The organism is Streptomyces sp. NPDC048295 (genome assembly GCF_040652135.1).
In the GTDB taxonomy this organism is placed as follows: Bacteria; Actinomycetota; Actinomycetes; order Streptomycetales; family Streptomycetaceae; genus Streptomyces.
This window is the reverse complement of sequence record NZ_JBEZLL010000001.1, coordinates 168,736-191,726: the sequence shown is the minus strand read 5'-3', so window position 1 is coordinate 191,726 and position 22,991 is coordinate 168,736. Positions and strand designations below refer to the sequence as shown.

The 22,991-nt window shown below is 70.5% G+C and carries 23 protein-coding genes and 2 pseudogenes; 11 read left to right on the top strand and 14 right to left on the bottom strand.

The window, feature by feature from the left end; translation table 11 throughout:
• Positions 1-216 precede the first annotated feature (216 nt).
• The gene (locus AB0D53_RS00840; protein ID WP_362437990.1) at positions 217-1,083 is read left to right on the top strand and encodes a GntR family transcriptional regulator; all 867 of its coding nucleotides are present in this window, start codon (positions 217-219) and stop codon (positions 1,081-1,083) included.
• 70 nt (positions 1,084-1,153) lie between these two features.
• Here the strand turns inward: AB0D53_RS00840 and AB0D53_RS00835 are convergent, their stop codons facing one another.
• Entirely contained in the window at positions 1,154-1,876 is a 723-nt protein-coding gene (locus AB0D53_RS00835) for a GntR family transcriptional regulator (RefSeq protein WP_362437987.1), read from the bottom strand.
• Positions 1,877-2,032: 156 nt separating this feature from the next.
• On the opposite strand from AB0D53_RS00835, the gene AB0D53_RS00830 reads away from it, so the two are divergent.
• The 4 genes from AB0D53_RS00830 to AB0D53_RS00815 all read left to right on the top strand — a co-directional run bounded on the left by AB0D53_RS00830 (position 2,033) and on the right by AB0D53_RS00815 (position 3,994).
• Positions 2,033-2,230 (top strand): hypothetical protein, encoded by a 198-nt coding sequence (locus tag AB0D53_RS00830; protein WP_360424914.1) that lies wholly within the window; start codon positions 2,033-2,035, stop codon positions 2,228-2,230.
• Positions 2,227-2,457, top strand: coding sequence for a hypothetical protein (locus tag AB0D53_RS00825; RefSeq protein ID WP_362437984.1), 231 nt, complete (start codon positions 2,227-2,229; stop codon positions 2,455-2,457). The genes AB0D53_RS00830 and AB0D53_RS00825 overlap by 4 nt, the downstream gene beginning before the upstream one ends.
• 830 nt (positions 2,458-3,287) lie before the next feature.
• A complete protein-coding gene (locus tag AB0D53_RS00820; protein ID WP_362438797.1) occupies positions 3,288-3,548 on the top strand; it encodes a deaminase domain-containing protein in 261 nt (86 codons plus the stop codon).
• Positions 3,548-3,994: an SMI1/KNR4 family protein gene (locus AB0D53_RS00815; RefSeq protein ID WP_362437981.1), complete on the top strand. Its 447-nt coding sequence runs from the start codon at positions 3,548-3,550 to the stop codon at positions 3,992-3,994. Before AB0D53_RS00820 ends, AB0D53_RS00815 begins: the two co-directional genes overlap by 1 nt.
• 35 nt (positions 3,995-4,029) lie before the next feature.
• On the opposite strand, the pseudogene AB0D53_RS00810 reads toward AB0D53_RS00815, so the two are convergent.
• From AB0D53_RS00810 to AB0D53_RS00800, 3 genes and pseudogenes are all read right to left on the bottom strand, one after another.
• Positions 4,030-4,525 (bottom strand): annotated as a pseudogene (locus tag AB0D53_RS00810) (site-specific integrase); the annotation flags it as partial.
• 610 nt (positions 4,526-5,135) lie between these two features.
• A complete protein-coding gene (locus tag AB0D53_RS00805; protein WP_362437978.1) occupies positions 5,136-5,381 on the bottom strand; it encodes a hypothetical protein in 246 nt (81 codons plus the stop codon).
• Positions 5,369-5,620 (bottom strand): hypothetical protein, encoded by a 252-nt coding sequence (locus tag AB0D53_RS00800; protein ID WP_362438794.1) that lies wholly within the window; start codon positions 5,618-5,620, stop codon positions 5,369-5,371. The genes AB0D53_RS00805 and AB0D53_RS00800 overlap by 13 nt, the downstream gene beginning before the upstream one ends.
• A 272-nt stretch (positions 5,621-5,892) precedes the next feature.
• Here AB0D53_RS00800 and AB0D53_RS00795 point away from each other — a divergent pair, with 272 nt between their 5' ends.
• The 3 genes from AB0D53_RS00795 (at position 5,893) to AB0D53_RS00785 (ending at position 7,910) form a co-directional block, all read left to right on the top strand.
• Positions 5,893-6,612, top strand: a complete 720-nt coding sequence (locus AB0D53_RS00795) for an XRE family transcriptional regulator (protein WP_362438791.1) — start codon at positions 5,893-5,895, stop codon at positions 6,610-6,612.
• Positions 6,613-6,614: 2 nt separating this feature from the next.
• Positions 6,615-7,085 carry an NUDIX domain-containing protein gene (locus AB0D53_RS00790; RefSeq protein WP_362437975.1) on the top strand — a complete coding sequence of 157 codons (471 nt, stop codon included), beginning with the start codon at positions 6,615-6,617 and terminating at the stop codon, positions 7,083-7,085.
• Between the two features lie 267 nt (positions 7,086-7,352).
• The gene (locus AB0D53_RS00785; protein ID WP_362437972.1) at positions 7,353-7,910 is read left to right on the top strand and encodes a hypothetical protein; all 558 of its coding nucleotides are present in this window, start codon (positions 7,353-7,355) and stop codon (positions 7,908-7,910) included.
• Between the two features lie 142 nt (positions 7,911-8,052).
• On the opposite strand, the pseudogene AB0D53_RS00780 reads toward AB0D53_RS00785, so the two are convergent.
• Positions 8,053-8,256 (bottom strand): annotated as a pseudogene (locus tag AB0D53_RS00780) (IS5/IS1182 family transposase); the annotation flags it as partial.
• Positions 8,257-8,706: 450 nt separating this feature from the next.
• Here AB0D53_RS00780 and AB0D53_RS00775 point away from each other — a divergent pair.
• Complete coding sequence (locus tag AB0D53_RS00775) at positions 8,707-9,873, top strand: Dyp-type peroxidase (RefSeq protein WP_362437969.1); 1,167 nt, start codon at positions 8,707-8,709, stop codon at positions 9,871-9,873.
• Here the strand turns inward: AB0D53_RS00775 and AB0D53_RS00770 are convergent.
• The 4 genes from AB0D53_RS00770 to AB0D53_RS00755 all read right to left on the bottom strand — a co-directional run bounded on the left by AB0D53_RS00770 (position 9,852) and on the right by AB0D53_RS00755 (position 14,421).
• Positions 9,852-12,326, bottom strand: coding sequence for a PQQ-binding-like beta-propeller repeat protein (locus AB0D53_RS00770; protein ID WP_362437966.1), 2,475 nt, complete (start codon positions 12,324-12,326; stop codon positions 9,852-9,854). The genes AB0D53_RS00775 and AB0D53_RS00770 overlap by 22 nt on opposite strands.
• A gap of 83 nt (positions 12,327-12,409) precedes the next feature.
• Positions 12,410-12,676, bottom strand: a complete 267-nt coding sequence (locus AB0D53_RS00765) for a hypothetical protein (protein ID WP_329814044.1) — start codon at positions 12,674-12,676, stop codon at positions 12,410-12,412.
• Between the two features lie 17 nt (positions 12,677-12,693).
• On the bottom strand, positions 12,694-13,446 hold the full coding sequence (locus AB0D53_RS00760; RefSeq protein WP_329814043.1) for a TetR/AcrR family transcriptional regulator: 753 nt from the start codon (positions 13,444-13,446) through the stop codon (positions 12,694-12,696).
• Positions 13,447-13,485: 39 nt separating this feature from the next.
• Positions 13,486-14,421: a diiron oxygenase gene (locus tag AB0D53_RS00755; RefSeq protein ID WP_362437961.1), complete on the bottom strand. Its 936-nt coding sequence runs from the start codon at positions 14,419-14,421 to the stop codon at positions 13,486-13,488.
• A 177-nt stretch (positions 14,422-14,598) separates the two neighbouring features.
• Here AB0D53_RS00755 and AB0D53_RS00750 point away from each other — a divergent pair, with 177 nt between their 5' ends.
• Together AB0D53_RS00750 and AB0D53_RS00745 are read left to right on the top strand one after the other, a co-directional pair.
• Entirely contained in the window at positions 14,599-15,708 is a 1,110-nt protein-coding gene (locus AB0D53_RS00750) for a ferritin-like domain-containing protein (protein ID WP_362437958.1), read from the top strand.
• A 69-nt stretch (positions 15,709-15,777) separates the two neighbouring features.
• Complete coding sequence (locus tag AB0D53_RS00745; RefSeq protein ID WP_362437956.1) at positions 15,778-16,674, top strand: ADP-ribosylglycohydrolase family protein; 897 nt, start codon at positions 15,778-15,780, stop codon at positions 16,672-16,674.
• 129 nt (positions 16,675-16,803) lie between these two features.
• Here the strand turns inward: AB0D53_RS00745 and AB0D53_RS00740 are convergent, their stop codons facing one another.
• The 5 genes from AB0D53_RS00740 to AB0D53_RS00720 all read right to left on the bottom strand — a co-directional run bounded on the left by AB0D53_RS00740 (position 16,804) and on the right by AB0D53_RS00720 (position 22,900).
• The gene (locus AB0D53_RS00740) at positions 16,804-17,877 is read right to left on the bottom strand and encodes an amidase (protein ID WP_362437953.1); all 1,074 of its coding nucleotides are present in this window, start codon (positions 17,875-17,877) and stop codon (positions 16,804-16,806) included.
• Positions 17,878-17,881: 4 nt separating this feature from the next.
• A complete protein-coding gene (locus AB0D53_RS00735) occupies positions 17,882-19,339 on the bottom strand; it encodes a penicillin-binding transpeptidase domain-containing protein (RefSeq protein ID WP_362437950.1) in 1,458 nt (485 codons plus the stop codon).
• Positions 19,336-20,715, bottom strand: a complete 1,380-nt coding sequence (locus AB0D53_RS00730; RefSeq protein WP_362437947.1) for an FtsW/RodA/SpoVE family cell cycle protein — start codon at positions 20,713-20,715, stop codon at positions 19,336-19,338. The genes AB0D53_RS00735 and AB0D53_RS00730 overlap by 4 nt, the downstream gene beginning before the upstream one ends.
• A gap of 83 nt (positions 20,716-20,798) precedes the next feature.
• A complete protein-coding gene (locus AB0D53_RS00725; protein WP_362438788.1) occupies positions 20,799-22,022 on the bottom strand; it encodes a sensor histidine kinase in 1,224 nt (407 codons plus the stop codon).
• Between the two features lie 98 nt (positions 22,023-22,120).
• Positions 22,121-22,900, bottom strand: coding sequence for a hypothetical protein (locus tag AB0D53_RS00720; protein WP_362437944.1), 780 nt, complete (start codon positions 22,898-22,900; stop codon positions 22,121-22,123).
• Positions 22,901-22,991 lie beyond the last annotated feature (91 nt).

Here is a 22,991-nt window from a genome sequence, read left to right as displayed (position 1 = left end):
CAGAGAGAGGGATGTGATTCACCCGTGTGGGTGATCACGTGCCGCACAACATAACATCAATCCTTAGTCCATCCATAGTCATTTCCTAATGAGTCCATTCGTTGCTGCGGTGGTCCATCCATCGGGCCGCTACCCTGACCCCGTGGGCTGAGCTGGCGAAATACGGCGGCAGCGAGCAGCCCTGCGAGATGAAGCGAACCGGGACCAGGGATGGACATGCCTGCTGACGAAGCGCGTTTGACGTTCGAGCGCATCGCGGACGATCTGCGGCAGGAGATCCGGGACGGCAAGCTGCGTCCGGGCCAGTTGCTCCCGACGCAGACCCAGCTCATGCAGACCTACAAGGCGTCGAGCCTGACCGTGCAGAAGGCGATCCGGCTGCTCAGGAACGAGGGCTGGGTCATCGCCCGCCAGGGGCGCGGCACCTTCGTCACGCGCTCGGCCGACTTCGAGGACGCCTTCGAGAAGGTCGCCGGCGATCTCACGCAGCAGATCTACTCCGGCACCCTGGCCCCCGGCGCCAGACTGCCCGCGCGCGAGGTCCTGGCGGAGCACTACGCGGTGCCGCTCAACGTGGTCACCAACGCCATCGCCCTGCTGGCCGGCAACTTCCTCCTGCGCTACCCCGGCGAACTGCCCGGCGACGAGGTCTACGTACGCGACTGGGACGACCACGGCTTCGCCACCCAGCTCACCCACGGCCGCCTGGTCCGCAAGATCAGGGACGGATCACTGGCCAGGGGCGCCACGGTCACCGTGGACGAGGTGGTCGACACGATCGGCGGCGACCCGGAATCCGCCGACCAGGCACTGACCTTCCTCGCCCTGGAGGGCAGGATGAAGAAGGCCCACCAGCGCAACGGGTTGATGGCGTATGTCGTCGTGGGGGGCGAGTTCGGCACCGAGGTACCGGTGGCGGTGCAGCCGGTGGACGAGCCGGACGAAGCGTCGACCGCCCCGCAGAAGGAGTTCCCGGCGATGGCCGGAGTGGCGGATCTGGCCTACAAGCTGGAACGAGCCCTGGAGCGGATCGAGGAGCTGGAGGAGCGCGTCGAACGCCTTGAAGGCCGCGACGCCAACTGAGACGGGCGCGTGAACGACAGCGTCCCCGAAGGCCGCAGGTTGGCTTTCGGGGACGCTTCGTGTGGATCGGTCAGGGCTGGTACTCGTAGCCGATGGTGAACAGGGGAGGGAGACACCATTCCCCGTACTCAATGATCCCTTCTGCGTCCGACCAGCGGTGGGCGCCGGCCAGGATCGAGGAGCCGACCGGCAGCCCCAGTGCGCTTGCCTCTCGGGCGTCGGCGGGGCGGGCGTGCATGTCGTCGCGGGCGTGGGTGATCGTGCGCCCGGTGGCTTCCAGGACTCGGGTGGACAGTCCGTGATTGCGGCCGGGGGCGGTGTTCAGCAGGTCTGGTACGAGGGCGGCGAACGGGGCCGGGTACCAGGTGACCGCGAACACGGTTCGGGTCTTGCCCCGGCCGGCCAGCCACTCGCGCCGTACCACCTGGTCCCCGGCTTCCAGGTCGAAGATCTCCGCCACATAGAGCGGCGGGATGATCAGCTCGGCTGCCGTGACCCGGCTCGTCTCACCCTCGGCCAGGAAGGATTTCACCCGCTGGACCCGGGCGAGCCGGTCCCGCGCCGATAGCGTCCAGCGCGGGTCATCGGCGACATAGGTACCCCTGGGGGTGGTGCGGATGAAGTTCTCCACCTGGAGGGCCTGCAAGGCGCGGGAGACGGTGGCGGCCGCAGCCTGCCACTGGCCGGCGATCTCCCGGTTCGTCGGCAGCTTGGCGCCCGGCTCAAGCTCTCCTGACAGGATGCGCTCCCGGAAGTGATCCGCGATCTTCGTGAACGTCTTGGGACTGGGCATAAGGCGTGCCCCTCCGTTGAGTTGACGTGATGTCAGTGAAGGCACACTAGTGCACTACGAACCGTAGCGGGAGTGCTTCGGCCACTCGAATACTGAACTAGAGCACCGACCTGTCAAGAGGTCGGCCATGTGACGTTCGAGAGGTGGCGATGTGCAGTGACGGAGCCGACCAGGTACTCCACCCAGCCGGTCGAACTCCCCTTGCGCCTGGAATTGGAGCCGACTCCCGTTGAAGGCTGCGCGGGCTGTGCCGAACTGGCCAACGTACGCGACCGGGCCCGCGTGGTCGGAGACATGACCACCGTCAGCGACTGCAACGTCTACATGCGACGCCACCCGGAGGGCCACCAGTGAGCCCCCGCGCCGTATACCGGCACGTCACCCACACCATCCGCCACGCCCCTGAAGGTGGCATCACCTACGAGGCGTTCTGCGCCGCTGCCAACTGCGGAGCCGAATCCGGACCCCACGCCGAGCAGGAAGCCGCACAGGACTGGGCACTCCGCCACACCGGACGCACCGGCCACGACCTCTTCAGACGCGTCGTCACCGACCACGCCAAGGTCACCCGAGCCGAGTGAATCACCACCAGTCGGAACAGGACCCACAACCCGCAAGCCATCACACCAGGCCAGCAGCCCAGCCGGACGCTCGGCCACCGACCACGGCGTACCGCCGAAGAGGGATGCGTCCAAACTTTCTTTACGTCTTCAAGGCGACCCGCTGACGCGGGTCGCGCGCGGCACGGCCGCCCGCCCGGCCCGCTCTCGGCTCCGCCACCGCGGGCCGGCCAGCGGCCAGGCCGCGCAGAGACAGCACAGCGGACGACCGGAGGCGTGGAGGAAGCCGGACGCGCCAGCGAGGCGAGCGCCAGGTCGACGGCGAGGCAACGGCGGGGAGTTGGCCGGGGCGGAGGCCCGGAGGTGGGGTCGGTCGGCTCCGTGGGCTTTACCCACCTCCCCGGGGCGGGGCCCGCGTCGGGCAAGGCCAGGGGGCCACTCGTTCAAATTCCGGGCAGCTCCAAAGCCTGCCCGAGTTGCCGGCCAGCGTACGGCCCCCTGACCATGCCCGACCCCAACCCGGGCAGGACACCGGCCAAAGCCCACTCCACCGCCCTCACGCGGGTAGCCGTCTGACGGCAACGCCGACGGCAACAGGGGTGCACAACGCGGTACTTCCACGCACATCGACGGACTGGCCGAATTCTGCTGACCTGCGAAAACGCAGATGACGGCACCTCAGCCAGCACACGTACTATGTGCTGGCGGGGGCCACGCCGGTCCTGGTTCACAATTGTGATCTTGCCGAAGCGGCAGCCAAGCACCGAGCCAATGCAAATGGCGGCCTCGGCGTTAAGGCTGACAAGAATATTGCCGTGGCGCGGGTGCGGGTTAATGGGTCAGATGAAGTCATGACGGCGACGAGTGGGAAGCATGTCAACCCGGGAGAGGTCGGTATGCCTTCCACTCGACAGTTCAATCCCGGAACTCGTCCGTATGACTCGGAGACTCATATTTTCGAATCTTTGGCGCAGCGACTCACTCCTGATGCTAAAGGTGCGATAGATCTGTACTCGGAGCGCCCAGTCTGCGCCAGTTGCAGTGGCCTGATTGACCAGTTCAAGCAGGCGTTCCCTGGTATTCACATCAACATTTCGACGGGAGTAGGCTGATGCTTTCCATCTCAGACATTGCTGCGGGGGCGGGGAGGGCCGACCCTGATTCCTTCGCAGGGCTGACCGATGCGGAGCTTGACCGTGTTCGCGAGCTGTGGGGCGTTCACAGGCTCCCTGAGCGGTATGGAGAGTTCCTGTCCCTGATGGGACGTGGCGCCGGTGGGATCCTCCGTGGGACCGATGCCTTTTTCCCGGAGATCCTCGATATGCGACGAGCATCCGATGAATTTTTCTCCGATAATCTCGGAGGAATGAACCTGCCTGAAGGTGCCGTTGTATTCGCCATGCATCAGGGGTATCAGGTCTATTGGATGGAGTCGATGACCCTGCAGGACCCTCCCGTGTCCCTCTATATGGAAGGGGAGGGTGCTCCGATGGTTCGGTGGAGCTCTTTCACGGAGTTCATGAACTCTGAATACATGAACGCCTATCCAGGTTCTTGATTGGCCCGGATTCGTCGCAGCCGGCTGAGGAGGCCCTGCCGCAATGTCCGGCGGATGGCAGCCGTGCCACTGTCAGGTCGAGGTCTTCCCCATGGAGGCCGAGGAGTTCGCCCTCGCGGAGCCCGGTGTGGAGTGCGAGCTCGAACAGGGCGTGCAGCCGGTGTCCGCGCGTGGCGGTAATGAGTCGGCGGGCTTCAACTGCCGTGAGCGGTTCGAACCGACGGGGCGTGGTGTGCCGGTGCGGACGTTGCGGGCGACGTTACGGGTGATCTCCTCCTCACGAACGGCGTGCTCCAGGGCGGACTTGGGGACGGAGTGGATGTACGTCAGCGTCAGCGAGGAGAGCCGATTGGAACAGCACACTCCGGCAGCGCAGCAACAGGCCTGATCACGGCGGCCGTCGATGCTGCGGGCGCAGCACTGGCAGGTGGTGCGGAGCTGGTTGAGCCAGGTGCGGACGTCTTTGGCGGAGAGCTTGGCGAGCTTCTTCTTGCCCAGGCCGGGGATGAGGTGGTGGTTGACGCAGGCGGTGTGCGGGTTTGGGTGTTCTCGCGGGAGCGCAGGAAGGTCAAAGAGGAGAAGAGCCGACGCGGACTGTTCCTGCCGCCCCTCCATGACGACGACGCTGAGCTGGACGTGTTGCCGAGCGAGTAGCTGAACACCGCACTGGCCAATTCGAAGTAGCGCCGGCAGCAGCGACCCCGGCCATCGGCCTGGCCAGTGGGAGAGCTGTTCAGAGTTTCTTTACTTGATCAAGGGCGTCCCGCTGGCGCGGGCCGCCGCGCGCAGGCGGTCGGTGATCGCCGCCCGATCCTGTCTGTCGCCCCGCTGGCGACGGCCGCCGACCGCTCGGCGCGCAGAGCCCGGGAGCGTAAGCCGGACCACCAATCGGAAGCCCAGGTCCGACCGCTCAGCAGCAGACCGCCCGGGCACCCGAGAGGCCGCCCGGCGGGCTTCGCGCCGTTCCGGACGCCCATGCTTGCTGCCTGGCAGAGGCCAGAACCCTTGTAGGCACGGCACGTACATGAGGGCCCGTCCCTGCCGGGGCTGACGAGTGCGGGGGAGCCTCGATCGGCTGCGCCCGGCAGGGACGGGAGCCGGGTGGGGCAGCGCGGTGCGGCGCCTGGGCGAGCGAGGTGGGTCACATCTGGCGCCAGGTCCGCCATGGGCGGGCGATGATCTCCCGGTAGGTGTGGTGGGACGGGTTCTGGCCGCAGTGTCGCAGTACCCAGTCCTGCGGTTCGGCGAAGTCCTCGCTTGTCGGTGAGGTCTCTCCGTCCACGGCGCACTGCATCGCGTACAAGACCGGCTCCGAGTCCGGCTCGCGGTCGGGCTGGAGCGTCCAGGTCTCGTAGCGCAGGACCGAGCGAGGCGTCACCGTCCCCACCTCCGGTTGGCCACGGCCACCTTCACGCTCAACTCCTCCGTCGGAGTCGGCGGACGAACGTCCTCGGGCGGCACGTCCCACTCCCGGCCGCCGCGCGGCGGCCGAAGCTGCACGTACGACCCCACCTGCCCCATCACCACGCCCACCTTGTCGTTCCGGCGGTCGACAACCAGGGCGCCGGCATCAGGCGAGACGGTGTGCCCGTCGGGATCAGGGGTGGGGGCCCTCATCGTGACCACCCCGGCGAGGCGGTGCGCGACCGGGCATCCAGTCGCAGGGCGGGAACACATGGGGTGGTGCTCTTTCGCACGGTGACGCTCCTCGGTGGCGTGGATGCGTTCCCTGGGCCCGTTGGTGCCGCAGGGTCGGCACCGATCCTCACGCCGGTCACCGGGACGAAGGAACCTCCACCAAACCCCACTTACGGACGTCCTGCACCGTGTAGAACGTCCCTAGTGCCGTCCTGAGACGAGGGGGGAGACTCGTGCCGAACGAGAGACTACGAGCCGTCATGGCGGCGGGAGGCTGGACGCACGCCGCACTCGCTCAGCAGGTCGAAGTCGACCCCAAGTCGGTCGAGCGCTGGGTGAACCTCGGGCGTATCCCACGTCGTGCCACCGCCCTCCAGGCGGCCAAGGCCCTGGGAGAAGATGTGCACGCACTCTGGCCGGCGCTCCGCCAGGCCCGCCCCGCCCGCGCCATCAGCCCTGAGCTGGTGGCGCTCTACGAGCAGCGGGCCGACATCCCGGTCTCGGTGTTCACCGACCTGATGGCCCAGGCCCGGGAACGGATCGACATCCTCGTCTACGCGGCCGTCTTCCTCCACGAGGCGTACCCGCGGCTGAACGAACTCCTCGCCGAACGTGCCGCCGAAGGCTGCACCGTCCGCATCGCGATCGGGGACCCCGACAGCGACACCGTCCAAGCCCGCGGCCAGGAAGAACGCTTCGGCCACGGCATCGAATCCCGCTGCCGCCTCGCGCTCATGCACTACAGACCGCTCGCCAGCACCCCGGGCATCGAAGTCCGCACCCACGAAACCACGCTCTACAACTCCCTCTACCGCGCCGACGACCAGCAACTCGTCAACGCCCATGTCTGGGGCGTCAACGCGTACGCCGCCCCCGTATGGCATCTTCGCCGACACGAGACAGACGGCATGTTCGACACCTACGCCGAGAGCTTCGACGCCGTGTGGACGACAGCAACCTCCGTACGAGAGGAAGGCTGACCGTGGCCCGCACTGAGTACTACGACGACCCGAACGCGCCCAAGCCGAACAGCATGGTCGTCGCCGCCTCCGCCGTCGTCACCGACGACCACGGGCGCATCCTCCTCCAGCGCCGCCGCGACAACGACCTATGGGCGCTGCCCGGAGGCGGAATGGACCTCACCGACTCCCTGCCAGGCACGGCCGTCCGCGAGGTCAAGGAAGAAACCGGCCTCGACGTCGAGATCACCGGCCTGGTCGGCACCTACACCGACCCGAAACACATCATCGCCTACACCGACGGCGAGGTCCGCCGCCAGTTCAACGTCTGCTTCACCGCCCGCATCACCAGCGGCCAACTGGAGATCTCCGACGAGTCCACCGAACTCCGGTTTGTACCGCCGGAAGAGAGCGGGCAGTTGCCGATGCACCACACCCAACGACTCAGGCTCCAGCACTTCCTGGAACAGCGCGAGAAGCCGTACCTGGGCTGAACCGGCTGACGGCAGTAGCCGACGGCAACAACCCCGCACAACCGCGGACAGTCACGCACGTCATCGGACCAGCAAACTGCACTTGAACAGCGAAAAAGCAGGTCGAAGGCTTCGCCCCGGTACTCGTCCACAACGCCGGCGGGGATCCGGCCACACCAAACATCATTCTGCCTAGAGCCTGTCTCTGGGAAGTGCGGTGCGAAGGGTGCTGCATGCCGGATCGATAATCTGTGTCGGTGTCGGCAGCATGGTGCGAAACTTCGGTCCATGTCCTCACCCGAGCTCAGTGACCTGGACTATCTCCGGGAGATCGAGCGTCTCGCCAGCCGCGTCAGTATGGAGGCATCCAACGAAGGTTGGCTCTCGTGTCAGGTAGAGCCGGAAGAGGCAACTCCACTCCAGCGCAGCGTGAACATGCTTGCTCAGGCTCTGCGCCACTACCACTTCGAGGGTGACGGTTGCCTGGACGAGGACCGGCCTCTGATCCGCCTCGTCGGAGCCTCGGTGTTGAAGCCCGGGGCCGTGCCGGCCGGGGTGGAGGAGGCGTACGAGGAGGTGTGTGCGCGGATAGGCGTCGACCCCAGGCCGGAGGGCTGGGCGCTGTGGAACACCTGGAGCGACGGGGACTTGAAGGTGACCATGGTGGTGTCCACGGTCGAGACGACCGAGGGGCTGTTCGAGAACTGGGCCCGCGGGAGGGCACTCGACCCGGTGTCACCGCTGCCCTCCCAGATCGCCCTCGTCCGCCAGGGTTGGATAGGGCCGATGACGTTCTCACCTCGCGGCGTCAGACGGACTGGCTTTGGCGGTCGGCCGCTGTCCTAGGCTCTGGCTCTCGGTCAGCGCCGTGTCCGCATGAGAATCGCAGCGAGGTGCAGTGCGGCCTTGTAGGCGACGGCGAGTTTGTCGGTAGCCAGCGAGGGTGAGGCCGCGTAGGCGGGCGATGCCGAGCATGGCGTGGTGGACGCCGTCGCATGGTGAGGTTGGTTCGCCAGTACGAGGCGACCAGCAGCACCCGGTTCTCCAGTGACAGCTTCCACGGTCGGCCCCGGCCGCCGACGTCGGCGCCTGCGTTCCGCAGTTGAGTCACCAACTTGCCGAAGGTGCCGGGGCTCGGCCCGGTGAACGGGGCTGTCCAAGACGGTTCCGACGCCGTGATCACACCAGCCACGGCGAGATCATTCCACTGTCGGCCTGCTGGCCGGGTCCTGCCCACAGCATGGAAATCGGGCGACCCGGCCCGGCGCATTGTCCAGGATGGTCCCATGAGCCAAGACCTTGTGACGTTCGTCCACGCGCGGCTGGACGAGGAGGCCGACCCGACCCGACCCGGCCCGGCGCTGCGACGCGGCGGTCAGTGACTGCAACGTTCATATGCGACGCCACCGGGGGCATCGTTCTACGAGACGGTTTGCGTTGCCGAGGATTGCGGCGCCGAATCCGGCCCGCACGTCAGGCAAGAGGCTGCACAGGGCTGGGCACTTGTCCACGCTGAACGCACTGGCCACGGTCGATTCAGGCGCGTCGTCACCGGCCATGCCAAGGTCACCCGAGCCGACTGGAAGCCCATCGCAAGTCGGAGGTCCCCTATAGATTTGCGGTTCGGAGCAGACGTGACGCGATGTCCTGGGCCGGTCCTGGCACTCAAGGTCGGCCCCGGGGTGAGGATGTGGGCGTGAGAAGCAGAAGAGGCATATTGCTGGGTGCGACCGTGGTGGCCGCCGGAGGGGTCGGCGTGATCGCGACGAATGCCTCGTCCTTCCGGGCGTCACCAGGTGATTCCATGCGCTCGTCGGCTGCTCTGCGAGGCATACTGCCTGCTGCTTGTGCGCGAGTACTGGCCCTTGATCTGTCTGGTGAGCTGTCCGGCCAGGAGCCCCGAGCGGCGAAGGCTGCCTTGACCCGGTTGCAGCAGTCGGTTGCGGCCGCTGACAAGGACGGCGTGGACGCCTGGCTCGCGTTGGGGAGTGGTGTTTTCGCCGGGGAGGTGTCCGGAGGGGCGCGACGTCCGCGCCAACTGAAGGAAATGCCTTCCTCTGCCGGGGATCTGCTCGATCCCGCACAGTCGCACGGGGACGTGCTCGTGCAGGTGGCCGGTGCCGGCGAGAAGGCGGTACGGGAGGCTGCCGAGCAGGTGGTGAGGCAGGCCGCCGGGTGGCGTGTGCGGTGGCAGGTCGACGGGGTCCGGGACGAGAACCGGGTCGAGGCCGGAAAGGGGCTATCCCGCAATCCGTTCCACTTCACCGAAGGGTTCGGGAATCCGGGCACCGAGCGTGAGGTGACCGATCGGGCCGTTGTGCGCAGTGGGCAGGGCGAGCCGGACTGGGCCGTGGGCGGCAGCTATCAAGTGGTGCGGATCGTGCGGTTCGCGACCGAGCTGTGGGACAAGGATTCCGTCCGCGAGCAGGAGCGCGTCATCGGGCGTCGGCGCGACGGCCGTTGGCTCGACGGTGCCCCGGCCGGTGAGCAGCCCGGCTTCGCCGCGGACCCCGACGGCAGGGCCACACCGCTGGATTCACATGTGCGGCTCGCTGCCCCCGACCGGCGCAACCCACCGCCCCTGGTGCGGCGCAGCTACAACTACGACCGTGGCAGCGGCGACAGCGGGCTGATCTTCTCCTGCTTCCAGCGGGACCTGGCCACCGGGTTCGAGGCCGTACAGAAGCGCCTGGCGGGCGAGGCCATGGCCAAGTACATCCTCACCACAGGCGGCGGGTACTTCTTCGTGCCGCCACCCGGGGACGCCTGGATCGACGCGCTGTTCGCTCAGGCGACCGGGAACGCGTAGAAGATCCGGTCGCGTTGCACGACGGCCGTACTCCCGGCCGTCAGTACCCGGTACGGGGCGGTGACCGTGGGGCCCTTCGGGTCCTGGGCGCCGATGTCCTGGAACTTCCACAGTCGCCGCCCGTCCTCGGCGGCGAACGCGGTGACCTGGGAGCCGTCCGCGGCCAGCAGGGTCCGGCCGGTCGTGCTGAGGGTGACGGCGGGGGCGGCGGTGGTGATCGCCGCCTCCGTCGAGCGGCGCCAGCGCAGCCGCCCGGTCTCCCGTTCGACCGCGCCCACCTCCTGGCTGCGGTTGGTGGTGTGCAGCACGGTTCCGGTGACCACGGGGGTGCCGTACGGGGTGCCGCCGGTGCCGTTCAGCGTCCACTTCGGCTTGCCGGACGGGGTTTCGAAGGCCTGGAGATCGTCGCCCACCGCCGCGTACAGCAGGCCCCGGTCGTCGCCCATGGCCGCCGCGTCCGGGGCGACCGTGCCGAACTGCTTGCTCCACAGCGCCTTGCCGGTCCTGCGGTCGAAGCTCCGGAAGACCGCCTTGCCCTTGGCGGCCCTGACGTCGCCGGGGGCGAGGGTGGCCGGGCTCTGACGTACCACCAGATCGTTCTGGCGGACCGCGATCAGCCGGTGGCCGGGGGCGGCGGTGCCGCGCCCGGCGGGTACGGGGGTCCGCCACAGCTGCTCGCGCCGCACGATGTCGTACGCGAAGAGGTAGGCCCTGACGACCTGGCTGTCCTTGCCGCGCTTCTTGCCCTTCTTCGGGGGCGGGGCCGTGACGGTGACCGTCTCGGAGCCGGTGAACCAGATCACCGGCCCGGACGCGCCGACGAACGCCGGCGCCGAGAGCTTCGGCATCTCCGGGGACAGGGCCGCGTGTTCCGCCCGGTGCACGGTCTTCCCGTCCTTCGGCGAGAGCCAGAGGAACCCGGAGGGGGCGGCGACGAAGCAGAGGTCCTTGCCGGCGGGGAGGGCGGCCTCCGCGTCGGCGGCGTCCGCGTTCTGCCAGGTCCGGCGTCCCGTGCGCAGGTCCACGGCGGTCGCACCGTTCTTTCCGGTGAGCACCAGCAGCCGCTCGTTCCAGACGGCGGCGGTGAGCGGTGCCGGTTCCGCCGCCGGATGTGTGTACACCCACTGGGGTTGCGGCGGCAGTCCCGCGACGGTGGGGCCGCTGTGGCCCGGCGCGGGCTTGGGATCGGCCGTGTCCCCTCCGCCGCCGCCCAGCGCGAGCACACCGCCGCCCCCGACGACCAGCCCGGCGGCACCGGCGGCGAGCCCGATCAGCAGAGCGCGCCGGTCCGCGGCGGGGGAGGAGGCCGGGAGGGGGCGGGGGGTCACCGGGACCATGGGCGGAGGCACGGCGGGCACCCCGCCGGACAGGGCGGGGACTGCGGGACGGCCGGTGAGCTCGGGTGGGACGGACAGCTGGGTCGTCGGCCGGTCGGTCCTCGGGACATGGCGCCCGATGTCCCCGAGCTGAGCGGTCCGGGTGTCCAGGACAGGGAGCGGAGCCGGGGCCGGGGCCGGGGCGGGGACCACCGCGTCGGCCGGCGCAGCGGCCGCGACCGCCTCCCGTACACGCACCCCCTGCTCCGCCACCGCCGCGGCCAGCGCCTCCGGCAGCCAGCCGCCCTTCGCCAGGCCCGCCGCCCCCTCCAGGGCCAGCTCGGCCGCCACCGCCCCGGCGCTCGGCCGGTCGGCCGGGTCCTTCTCCAGGCAGCGGGCGATCAGTCCGCGCAACTCCTCGGGAACCGCGCCGAGTTCGGGAGCGGTGCGGGCGATCCGCTCGGCACCCTCGGCGGCCGGGCCGTCGGCGAGCGGGGTCGTGCCGGTCGCCGCGTACGCCAGCAGCAGGCCCAGTACGAAGAGATCGGAAGCCGGTCCGGGCTCCTCGCCCTCGACCTGCTCCGGGGTGAGATAGCCGAGCCGTACGGACAACTGCCCGCCGGGCCGGGCCTCCGCGTCGGCCGCCGCGCCCAGCGGGCCGAACGCGGTGAGCCTCGGTCCGTCCTCGGCCAGCAGCACCGTCCGGGGAGCCAGGCCCTGGAGCACGGCTCCGGTGGCGTGCACCCGGGAGAGGGTCTCGGCGAGGCCCGCGCCCAGTATCCGCACGGCACGCTCGGGCAGCGGCCCGGTGAGCTCGATCGCCTCGGCGAGCGTCAGCGCCGGTACGTACGGGCCCGCCGTCCACAGCGGCTCTTCGTCGGGGATGTCGTCCGGGCCGCCCAGCAGGGGCTGGACCCAGCCGCCGGTCAGCCGGTCCGCGGTGCGGGCCTCCGCCTGGAACCGGCGCCGGAAGGCGGGCAGCGCGGCGAGTTCGGGGCGGGCGGCGGTGACCACCACCGCGTCCTCGGAGGCCGTCTCGCGAACGAGGAACTGCACGCTGCTCGCGGTACCGCGCAATCTCGCCAGCACGGTGTACGGGCCGAAGCGGCGTGGATCGTCCTGACGCAGCGCCTCCATGGCGCACCCCCTCGCTGACCGTGCCTGGGCACCAGAGCGTCGATCTTAGACGGACCGGCGGTGCTCCCTCGGGCCCCGTACCCTCAGTCCGGCTTGGACCAGGGCCACTTGGGGCTGTGCCGTTCGCGGCCCCCGGGAGCGTACTCGTACACCCAGCCGCGCGGGAGGCCCAGTCGCTTGGTGTGCCCGGCCGGCACCCTGCGGTACGCGTACACGGTGGGGGGACCGCCGTCGGCGGCCGGTACGGGGACCTCGTACCACTTGGGCGGATGGCCGGTCGGGCCGACGAGGACGGGCAGTACCCGCCCGTCCAGGGGCCCGCCGGTGAAGGCGGTGTTCTCGCTTCTCACCGTTCCAGTCTGACCGATCAGCCGCCCTCGGGCAGCAGATGGGCCGCCTCGCCGAGCACCGGGACCAGCCGTCCGGCCAGCCGCCCGGCCGGACCCCCGGCGCTCTCCAGCGGCAGCAGCGCCGCCACCGCCGAAGCGGTCTCCGGATCCGTCGCCGCCGTGGCGGCCAGCAGCACCATCAACTGGTCCACCAGCCAGTCGCGCAACTCGGCCGCGGCCGGCTGCTTCCCCTCGTCGAGCCAGATCAGGGACGCCGCCTCGACGGCCGCGATCCAGGTGCGCACCATCATCCGCAGCCTCGGGCCGGCCGCCGCGCCACTGCCCAGGTGCAGCAGGATCTGCTCGGCCGCCGCCCGTCGCACCTCGTCGACGATCGCCGAGGTGCGGGAGGTCTCGACGACACAGCCCCCGCGCAGCAGTGCGCTGAACCCGGTGTCGTGCTCGTCGACGAAGGCGAGATAGCGGTCCAGCACCCGGGTCACCCGCTCGGTGGGCGCTCCCACCGGCGGCTCGCCGAAGCACAGGATCAGCTGCTCGGCGGCGGACCTCAGCGCCGCCTCGTACAACTGCTGCCGCCCGCCGGGGAAGTAGCGGTAGACGAGCGGGCGGGACACCCCGGCGACCGTCGCGACCTCGTCGAGCGAGACCTCGTCGGGGGCCCGGTGGGCGAAGAGGGTGAGGGCGGCACCGAGGAGCTGGGCCCGGCGTTCCTCGACGCCGAGCCTTCGGTACGCGCGGGCCGGCGGCGCGGAGGCGGCAGCAGGGGTCATATGCCGAAGCCTAGGCCCTTTCCCCCGTACCGGGCCGGTTCAGGCCAGCAGGCCCGAGCGCTTCCACAGCCTGCGCCCCACCCCGTTCAGCACCCCGATGTCGTCGAAGAAGTCCGTCAGCCGCTTCGCGCCCGACTGCATGACCTCCGCCCGGTGGCCGCTCGCCTTCACCTGGGCGACGGCCTCGTGGCGGTCCAGGCCGACGTTCGCGTACACCTGGGGGTTGACGAAACAGACGGAGAAGACGCGGGCCGCCTCGCCGCTGCTCAGCCGGGTCAGTTCGCGCTCCCAGCGCGGGGCGGTCACCATCTGGCGGCGCAGCTCCTCGCGGGCGTAGCGGACGTGCCGTGCCTCCTCGACCACGTGGATGCGGGTCACGCCCCGCACCAGCGTCTGGACGCGCTCGTCCGGGAAGGTCAGCCGCTGCATCCAGTCCAGGATCTCCTCGCCGAGCAGGGTCGCGGCGAACGAACCGGGGGTGGTGGAGATGGTCTTCAGCACCCGCGCGAGGTTGTGATAGACGCGCGGCACGGGGTAGTCGGGCGAACCGCCCCACTTGATCATGCGGCCGAACATCATCGAGTGTCGGCACTCGTCGGCTATCTCGGTGAGCGCGTAGCGGACATGATTGCTGGTCACCGGCCGGTCGTAGATGTGCCGGACGAGCAGCTGCATGAGGATGATCTCGAACCAGATGCCCAGCGAGGCGAGCGAGGCCGCCTCGTGCCGGGACAGCTCCATCCGCTGCTCCTCGGACATCTTCCGCCACAGCGGGGTGTCGTAGAGCGAGACCAGCTCGGGCGGCCAGAACCACTTGCCGTCCTCGGCCGGCGCGTCCCAGTCGAGTTCCTTGTCCGGGTCGAAGGAGTGCTTGGCCGAGGAGTCGAGCAGTCGCTCGGCGATCTGTTCCCGGTCCCGGAGAGGGCCGAGTGCGTCGCGAAGCAGCTGGACGTCGCGTTCGCTCACTGTGGTCATGCTGGAGGCACCTCGCACATGGGTTACCGGCGGTCACTCCTTATGAGACTCCTCGTCAGCAAGGCCGTCAATCCCTTGCGTGCGACTTGTTGACCCGGTGTCTACCAACGTGTGAACCTGCCAACTGACGCAACCGCCAAGGGAATTGCCGAAACATGCCAGGCGAAGGAGCCGTCCGTGTCGACACACGACCTCTACACCACCGCCCCCGAAGCGCCGCTGTGGCAGGTACCCGCCTCCGGCGCCGCCCGCTTCAGCTGGGACTACGACGACGGCCGCGAACGCCTGCTCGCCCTCTACCAGAAGGGCAAGGACAAGCAGTGGGACGGCAACAAGCGCATCGACTGGTCCCTGGAGGTAGACCCCGCCGACCCGCTCGGCACCCCTGACGAGGCCCTCACCCTGTACGGCACCCCGCACTGGGCGAAGATGACCGAGAAGGACCGGGGAGAGCTGCGCAAGCACTACACCTCCTGGCAGTTCAGCCAGTTCCTCCACGGCGAGCAGGGCGCGATGGTCTGCGCGGCCAGGATCGTGGAGTCCGTCCCCGACCTGGACGCGAAGTTCTACTCCGCGACCCAGACCATGGACGAGGCCCGGCACGCCGAGATCTACGGACGGTTCCTGCACGAGAAGATCGGGATGCTCTACCCGATCAACGACAACCTCCAGGGGCTGCTCGGCGACACCCTGCGCGACTCCCGCTGGGACATGCCCTACCTCGGCATGCAGGTCCTCATCGAGGGGCTCGCCCTGGCCGCCTTCGGCATGATCCGCGACACGACGACCAGACCGCTGCCCAAGCAGATCCTCGCGTACGTCATGCAGGACGAGGCCCGGCACGTCGCGTTCGGGCGGATGGCGCTGCGCGACTACTACAAGCAGCTGAGCGACGCCGAACTGCGCGAGCGCGAGGAGTTCGTCATCGAGGGCTGCCACCTGATGCGGGACCGGCTCAGCGGCGTCGAGGTACTGGAGAACTTCGGCATCGGCAAGCAGGAGGCCAAGCAGCTCTCCGAGCACTCGGAGTACCTCCAGCTCTTCCGCAAACTGCTGTTCAGCCGGATAGTGCCGTGCGTCAAGGACATCGGCCTGTGGGGCGAACGGCTCCAGAAGGCCTATGTGGACATGGGCGTCTTCGAGCTCGGCGACTCCAGCCTGGACCTGCTGATGGCCCAGGACGAGGAGATAGCCGAGCAGCTCGACCGGGACCGGTTCGAGGAGGAGGAACGGGCCAGGGTCGCCGAGGTCGAGGAGGCGATAGCGCAGGGCGCACCGGGGGAGTGACCGGAACGCACGCCCTCGCGGACCCGGAACGGGTGTACGCCATCGGCCGGCGCGGGGAGTATGGCGGGCATGACGACTCCGACCCCGCCTCTCGCCGCCGGCCCCGCGGCCGCCCGCCGGAGCCTCGAAGGGCTGTCCCTGGGTGACGCGTTCGGCGAGCGGTGGTTCCCGCTCTTCCGTGCGCCCCGCCGGGCGTTCAACGAGATCAAGGCGCGTCGCGTCCCGGAGGAGCCGGTCTGGCACTGGACCGACGACACCGCCCTCGCCCGGGCCCTGCTGCGCGTCCTCGACGAGCACGGCCGGGTCGAGCAGGACCGTCTCGCGCTCTGTTTCGCCCTCGCCTTCGAGGCGGACCCGGCCCGCGGCTACGGCCACGGCATGCACATCCTGCTGCCCGAACTGCTGGCCTCCCCCGCCGACTGGCGGACCCTGGCTCCCGAGCTGTTCGAGGGCGGCAGCCTCGGCAACGGCGCCGCGATGCGGGTCGCCCCGCTCGGCGCCCGCTTCCACGAGGACCTCGGTCTCGCCGCCGGGCAGGCCGCACTCCAGGCGGCCGTCACCCACGCGCACCCGGACGGGATCGCGGGCGCGGTGGCCGTCGCGGTCGCGGCGGCACTCTCGGTCCGCGGCGAGTTCACCCTGGCCGCGGTCGCCGACCGGACCCCGGAAGGGCCGGTGCGCGACGGGCTGCGGCGGGCCGTGGACGTCCCCTTCGCCACCGAACCGTGGAAGGCGGCCGATCTGCTGGGCAACGGGCAGCGGATCCGTGCCGACGACACCGTCCCGTTCGCCCTGTGGACGGCGGCCCGGCACCCGGACGACCTGGAGGCCGCGCTCTGGGCGACTGCCGAGGGCCTGGGCGACGTCGACACGACCTGCGCCATCACCGGCGGCGTCGTGGGCGCGGCCACCGGGGTCGACGGGATGCCCGAGCAGTGGCTGCGGCGCCGCGAGCCGCTGGGCTGAGGTCGCGCGGGTGGGGCGGTCTGCCGGCCCGTCGGCGTGGGCGGGCTGGTCGGCCCTTTGCGGTCGTTGCCCCCCTCCACCGCGCAGGCCATGCCGCGAGCCGCCGGCCCGCCCGCGTGCAAGGGCCGCTCAGCCCCTTGCGGTCATCGCCTCCTCCACCGCACAGGCCATTGCCAGCAGCGGGACATCGGCCCCGCGCTCCGCGACCAGCTGGAGTCCGACCGGGCAGCCGTCCGCGGTGAATCCGGCGGGAACACTGGCCGCGGGATGGCCGCTCAGATTGAACGCCCAGGTCAGCGCCGTCGAGAAGAGCTCGCCCGGACCGTCGTGGCCGTGCGGGCGGTTGGGCGTGGTCGGTGTGAGCAGCAGCGGGGTACGGGCGAACAGGGCGTCCAGCACGGCGTCGTTCGCGCGCCCGACCTCCGCGGCGCGCGCGGACGGCGACCCGCCCCGGATCGCCTGCCACGCCTCTCGCGGGTCGAGCAGCTCGCACGTACGGTCCACGAGCCGCACCACCCCGGCCGCCACGAGCCGCCCCACCGCCCGCCGGACGACGGCCGTGACCTCCGGGTCGACCTCGGCGTACCCCAGATCGGTGCTGAGGACGGCCGGTACGGGCAGGACGGGCGGCACCGGCTCGCAGTCGCCCAGGACGGCGGCCAGATATGTCCGGGCCCCGGCCGCCGACCGGGTCAGCACTCCGGCGGAGGCCAGCCCGGTGCGGTCGGGGGAGGGCAGCAGACCGTTCGTCGTCTTCAGGCCGAACACCCCGCACCACGCCGCCGGGATCCGTACCGACCCCGCCCCGTCGCTGCCGGTCGCCAGCCCCACGAGGTCCGCCGCGACGGCGACCGCCGAGCCCGCGGAGGAGCCGCCCGGGGTGCGGTCGGGGCGCCACGGGTTGACCGTACGGCCGTGGGCGCCCAGCCCCCAGGTCTGCCAGGGCGTGCCGGGGCCGGGCACCGAGGTCGCGCCGACCGGCACCCCGCCGGCCTCGATCAGCCGCCGGGCCGCGTACGAACGGATGCCGGCAGGCCCCTTGACCGCGAACGGCATCCCGGCCAGCGGGAGCCCCCGGGCTCGCTCCACGTCGGCGAGCGCCCGCTCCGGCCATACCTCGATGAACGCGTGGAGCCGGGGATCCTCCCGCCCGATGCGCTCCAGCGCCCGGCCCACCCCGGTCCGTGCCCGAGCCTCGGTCATCCGGTCAGTCTCGCAGGGCCGCCTCCATGACGGAACGGGCGATCGGGGCCGCGCTGCCGCCGCCGCTGATGTCCGCCCGGTCCGCCGCGGCGTCCTCCACGACCACCGCTACCGCGACGGCCGGCTGTCCCGAACGGGGCGACTGGGCCCAGGCGATGAACCAGGCGTACGGCCTGCCCGAGTTGTCGATGCCGTGCTGCGCGGTGCCGGTCTTGCCGCCGACCGTCACCCCGTCGATCGCGGCGTTGGAACCGGTGCCGTTCTCCACGACGTCGACCATCATCCTCCGCAGCTCCATCGCCGTCCGCTGGTTCATCGCCTGGTGGTAGGTGTGCGAGCCGTTCTGGTGGACGGTCGTACCGCCGTGCGTGGTCGTACGGTCCACCAGATACGGGTACTTGAGGTCGCCACCGTTGGCCACGGCGGACGCCACCATCGCCATCTGGAGCGGTGTCGCCGTCGTGTCGAACTGCCCGATCGACGACAGCGCCAGCTGGTCCTTGCTCATCTCGGTGTCGAAGTTGCTCTTCGCCACCCCCGAGGGGATCTTCAGCCCGGTGTCGTTGAAGCCGAACTTCCGCACCGCGTCCACCATGGAGTCGAGCCCGACCCGCACCCCCAGGTCCGCCATCACCGTGTTGCAGGAGATCCGGATCGCCTCGGCGAGCGAGGCGTTCTCGCAGCCGTGCGCCTCGTTGGGCAGCGTGGTCGACGTACCGGGCAGCACGTACGGGGACGGGGTGCCGGTGTCCGCGTCGGGATCGGTGACGACATCCGCGTCGAGCGCCGCCGCCGCCGTCACGATCTTGAAGGTGGAGCCCGGGGGATAGGTCTGCCGGATCGCCCGGTTGAGCATCGGCTGGCTCTTCGAGGCGTTCAGCCGCGCCCAGGCGTCGGTGACGGACGAACCGGTGCCCGCGAGCAGGCCGGGATCGTACGAGGGGGTCGAGACCAGTGCCAGGATCTTCCCGGTGGACGGTTCGACGGCGGCGACCGCGCCCCGTCGGCCGCCGAGCCCCTCGAAGGCGGCGCGCTGCATCGAGTCCTTGACGGTCGTGACGACATTGCCGCCGGGCTGTCGGCTGCGGGTGATCTCGTTCCACAGCGGGAGCGGGGCGAGCATCGAGTCGGTGCCGGAGAGGATGGAGTCCTCGGCGTTCTCGATCAGCGTCGTGCCGTACGTCTGCGAGGCGTAGCCGGTCACCGGCGCGTACAGCGGGCCGTTGAGGTACGTGCGCTCGTACGCGAGCTGCTCGCCGGTGTCCTTCGAACCGGTCACGGACCTGCCGCCGACCATGATGTTGCCGCGCTTCTGGTCGTAACGGGCGATCGTCAGACGGCGGTTGGCGGGATTGTTGTCCAGGCTGTCGGCTTCCAGGACCTGGATGCGGGCGGCGTTCAGCAGCAGTGCCACGAGCAGCACCAGAAGGAGCGCGGCGGCCCGGCGGATGTAGCGGATCACCGCTCTCCCTCCGTGACCGCCGCGATGATCCCGGTCTCCGCGTGGCCGGGCTGCGGTCTGCGGGCCTGGTCGCTGACCCGGATCAGCAGCGCCACGATGATCCAGTTGGTGACGACGGACGAACCGCCCTGGGCGAGGAACGGCATCGCCATGCCGGTCAGCGGGATAAGCCCCATCACCCCGCCCGCGATCACGAACACCTGGAGCGCCAGGATCGAGGCGAGACCGATCGAGAGCAGCCGCCCGAAGGGGTCGCGCAGGGCGAGGCCGGCCCGGTAGCCGCGGGCCACCAGCAGCGCGTACAGCAGGAAGATCGCGGTCAGACCGGTCAGCCCGAGCTCCTCGCCCGCCGTCGCCAGGATGAAGTCCGACTTGGCGGCGAAGCCGATGAGGATGGAGTGGCCGAGGCCGAGCCCCGTGCCGAGCATCCCGCCCGCGGCGAACGCGAACAGCGACTGGGCGAGCTGTCCGGGGCCCTGACCGGCGGCGATGGAGGCGAACGGGTCGAGCCAGTCCTGGACCCGGCTGTGCACATGCGGTTCGAAGGAGCCGACGACGAACGCGCCGACCGCGGCGAGCAGCAGCCCCACCGCGATCCACCCGGTCCGGCCGGTGGCCACGTACAGCATGATCACGAACAGGCCGAAGAAGAGCAGCGAGGTGCCCAGGTCGCGTTCCAGGACCAGTACGCCGACGCTGAGCAGCCAGATGGCCACGATCGGGCCGAGCACCCGGCCGGTGGGCAGCTGGAGCCTCCAGATCCGGCGGCCGGTGTAGGCGAGCGCGTTGCGGTTCGCGGCGAGGTACGCGGCGAAGAAGACGGCGAGCAGGATCTTGGCGAACTCGCCCGGCTGGAAGGAGAATCCGCCGACCCGGATCCAGATCTTGGCGCCGTTCACCGCGGGGAAGAAGATCGGCACGATCATCAGGACCAGGGCGGTGGCCACCGAGAGGTACGCGTACCGCTGGAGCACCCGGTGGTCGCGCAGGAAGACCACCACCGCGATGAACAGCGCCACACCGAGCGTCGACCAGACCAGCTGGGTGGGGGCCGCCTGGTCCTTCGGCGTCTCCAGGTCGAGCCGGTAGATCAGCACCAGGCCGAGCCCGTTGAGCAGTACGGCGATGGGCAGCAGCAGCGGATCGGCGTACGGGGCGCGGAAGCGGACCGCGAGATGGGCGAGCAGGGCGAGCAGTCCCAGGCCCGCGCCGTAGCCGGCCACATCGGGCGGGACCGCCTGGTTCTTGGCCAGACCGACGGCGGCGTAGCCGTAGACGGGGATGAGGACGGCCCCGATGAGGAGCAACAGCTCGACTCCGCGCCGCTTGGGCAGCCGTAGATCGGGCGGGGGTGCGTCCGCCGTCGTTGCGGTCATGCCAGGCAACGTAGCAAGAGCTGGTGCGTATTTCCCTTATGTCGTAGCAAGTATGTCCGATGGCCTGCCTCGGACGAGAGAGCTCAGGGCGTGGGCTCCGGCTCCCCGTCGTCCGGCTCCGGGTACTCGGGCAGGGTCACCTGGGCCATCGCCCCGCCGTCCGGGGCGTTGCGGAACACCAGTCCGGCGCCGATCATCGCGGCCTGACCGGCGGCGATGGTCAGCCCGAGGCCGTGGCCCCGGCCTCCGCCCTCGGTACGGAACCGCTGCGGACCGTCGGCCGGCAGATAGTCCGGGAACCCCGGTCCGTGGTCGCGCACGGTCACCACCGGCCCGTCGACCGTCAGCACCACCGGGGGCCGGCCGTGCCGGTGCGCGTTGCTGATCAGATTGCCCAGCACCCGCTCCAGACGCCGTCTGTCGGTCTCCACGCGCAGGTGCGCGGTGCGCTCCGGGTGCCCGACCCGGATCGCGGTGGCGGTCCCGGACGCACGCACCACCCGTTCCACGAGCGGCACCAGTTCGTACACGTCGAGATCGGCCGCTTCGCTGCGGGCGTCGAGCCGGGAGATCTCCAGCAGATCCTCCGTCAGCGCCCGCATCGTCCGGACCCGGTCCCGTACCAGCTCGGACGGCCGCCCCGGCGGCAGCAGCTCGGCGGCGGCCGACAGACCGGTCAGCGGGGTGCGGAGCTCGTGCGCCACATCGGCGGTGAAGCGCTGCTCGGTCTGCAGTTTGCGCTGGAGCGTGGACGCCATGGTGTCCAGCGCCCCGGCCACGATCGCGACCTCGTCCTGCGGGCGCGAGGGGTCCGCCGTACGCGGGTCGCGGACCCGGGCGTCGAGATCACCGGCACTGATCCGGCGGGCCACCTGGGCCGTCTGGTGCAGCCGCCGGGTGACCCGGGTGACCGCGAAGGCGCCGACCAGCAGGGTGGCGCCGATGGCCAGCAGGGAGGAGCCGACGATCGCCCCGTCGAGGCTGTCGATGGTGCGGGCGCTCTGGCTGTAGTCCACCTGCGTGGCCAGTGCCCGGCCGTCCGCCGGGGTCGCCGCCCACATGGCCGGACGCCCGTCGTACTCGCCGACGACCGTGCCGCGCCGGCCGCTCGTGGCCAGGGCGCGCAGGGCGGCGGGCAGCCCCGGCGGATCGATCCCGGAACCCGGCGGCAGCGCCTCGCCCGTCTCGTACGCGGTGGTGACGTCCGTCAGCCGGGACAGGGCTTTCTCACGGGCCTGGCCGACGGTCTGGCGGGTCACCTCGCTGTGGACCAGCACGCCCAGCAGGGCGGCGAGGGCACAGCACATCACGGAGATGAAGACGGCCGACTTCCAGGTGAGCGTCGCGGCCCAGGAAGGCACCCGCGGCCGAAGCCCCGACCGGCGTCCGCCCGCGCCGGGCCCGCTCACCGGCGCTCCGCGGAGACACCGGCGGACGGCGTCGCGGTGGGGCCGGTGGGCGCGACGGGCGCCGCGCTCGGCGCGGCGGTCGTGAGCTGCGGGCGCGGCGCCCGGGACGGCGGGATCCGCTGGATCTCGTCCTGGGTCGGCAGCATCGCGCGCTGGCGGGCGTCCCAGGTCCAGGCGGTGCGGTACTCGTACCCCGCGATCGCCGACGGTGCCCGCATGATCAGGTCCCGGCCGGCCAGCTCGACGCTGATCACGGCGTCCGAGGTGGACAGGATCCGGGTCAGCCCGCCCGCCTCCGGCATGTAGACCCGCACGGAGAGCTGGTGGTCGGGGAGCCGGATGCCGAGCACCAGATCGTCCCTGCCGTCGCCGGTCAGATCGCGGTAGTACGGCCGGAGCACGGGGCACGAGGCCGGATCGGTCCGGCAGGCGTTGATCTGGCGTACGGTCTCGGCGGGCAGGTCGGCCGTGCCGCTGGACCGGTTGGGCCGGGCCCGCAGACCGGCCTGCACCACCGCCACCGGATTCAGCCGGTGCACATCGCCGTCCGGTACCTCGATCCCGGGAATGCGCGCGGTCTCGCCCTCGCCGTAGTCGTACGGCGCGGCGGAGGCGGGCGGCAGCTCGGGCCAGAGCCGGGCGGGCCCGACCGCGGTCGGGGTGGGTCCGGCGCTCCGCAGCCCGCCGCCGTTGCCGCAGCCGGTCAGCAGTGCCACGCCGACGGCGGCCCCGAGGGCCGCCGCCGTACGGCGGCGCACCCGGCGAAGCGGACGCATGACTCCCTCCCTTCCGAGGTCCAGACCCTATGAGCCTATTCGGAAGGAAGTCTGTAATGCCTATTTAGTACGGGCAGGGGCGTTCGTTTCG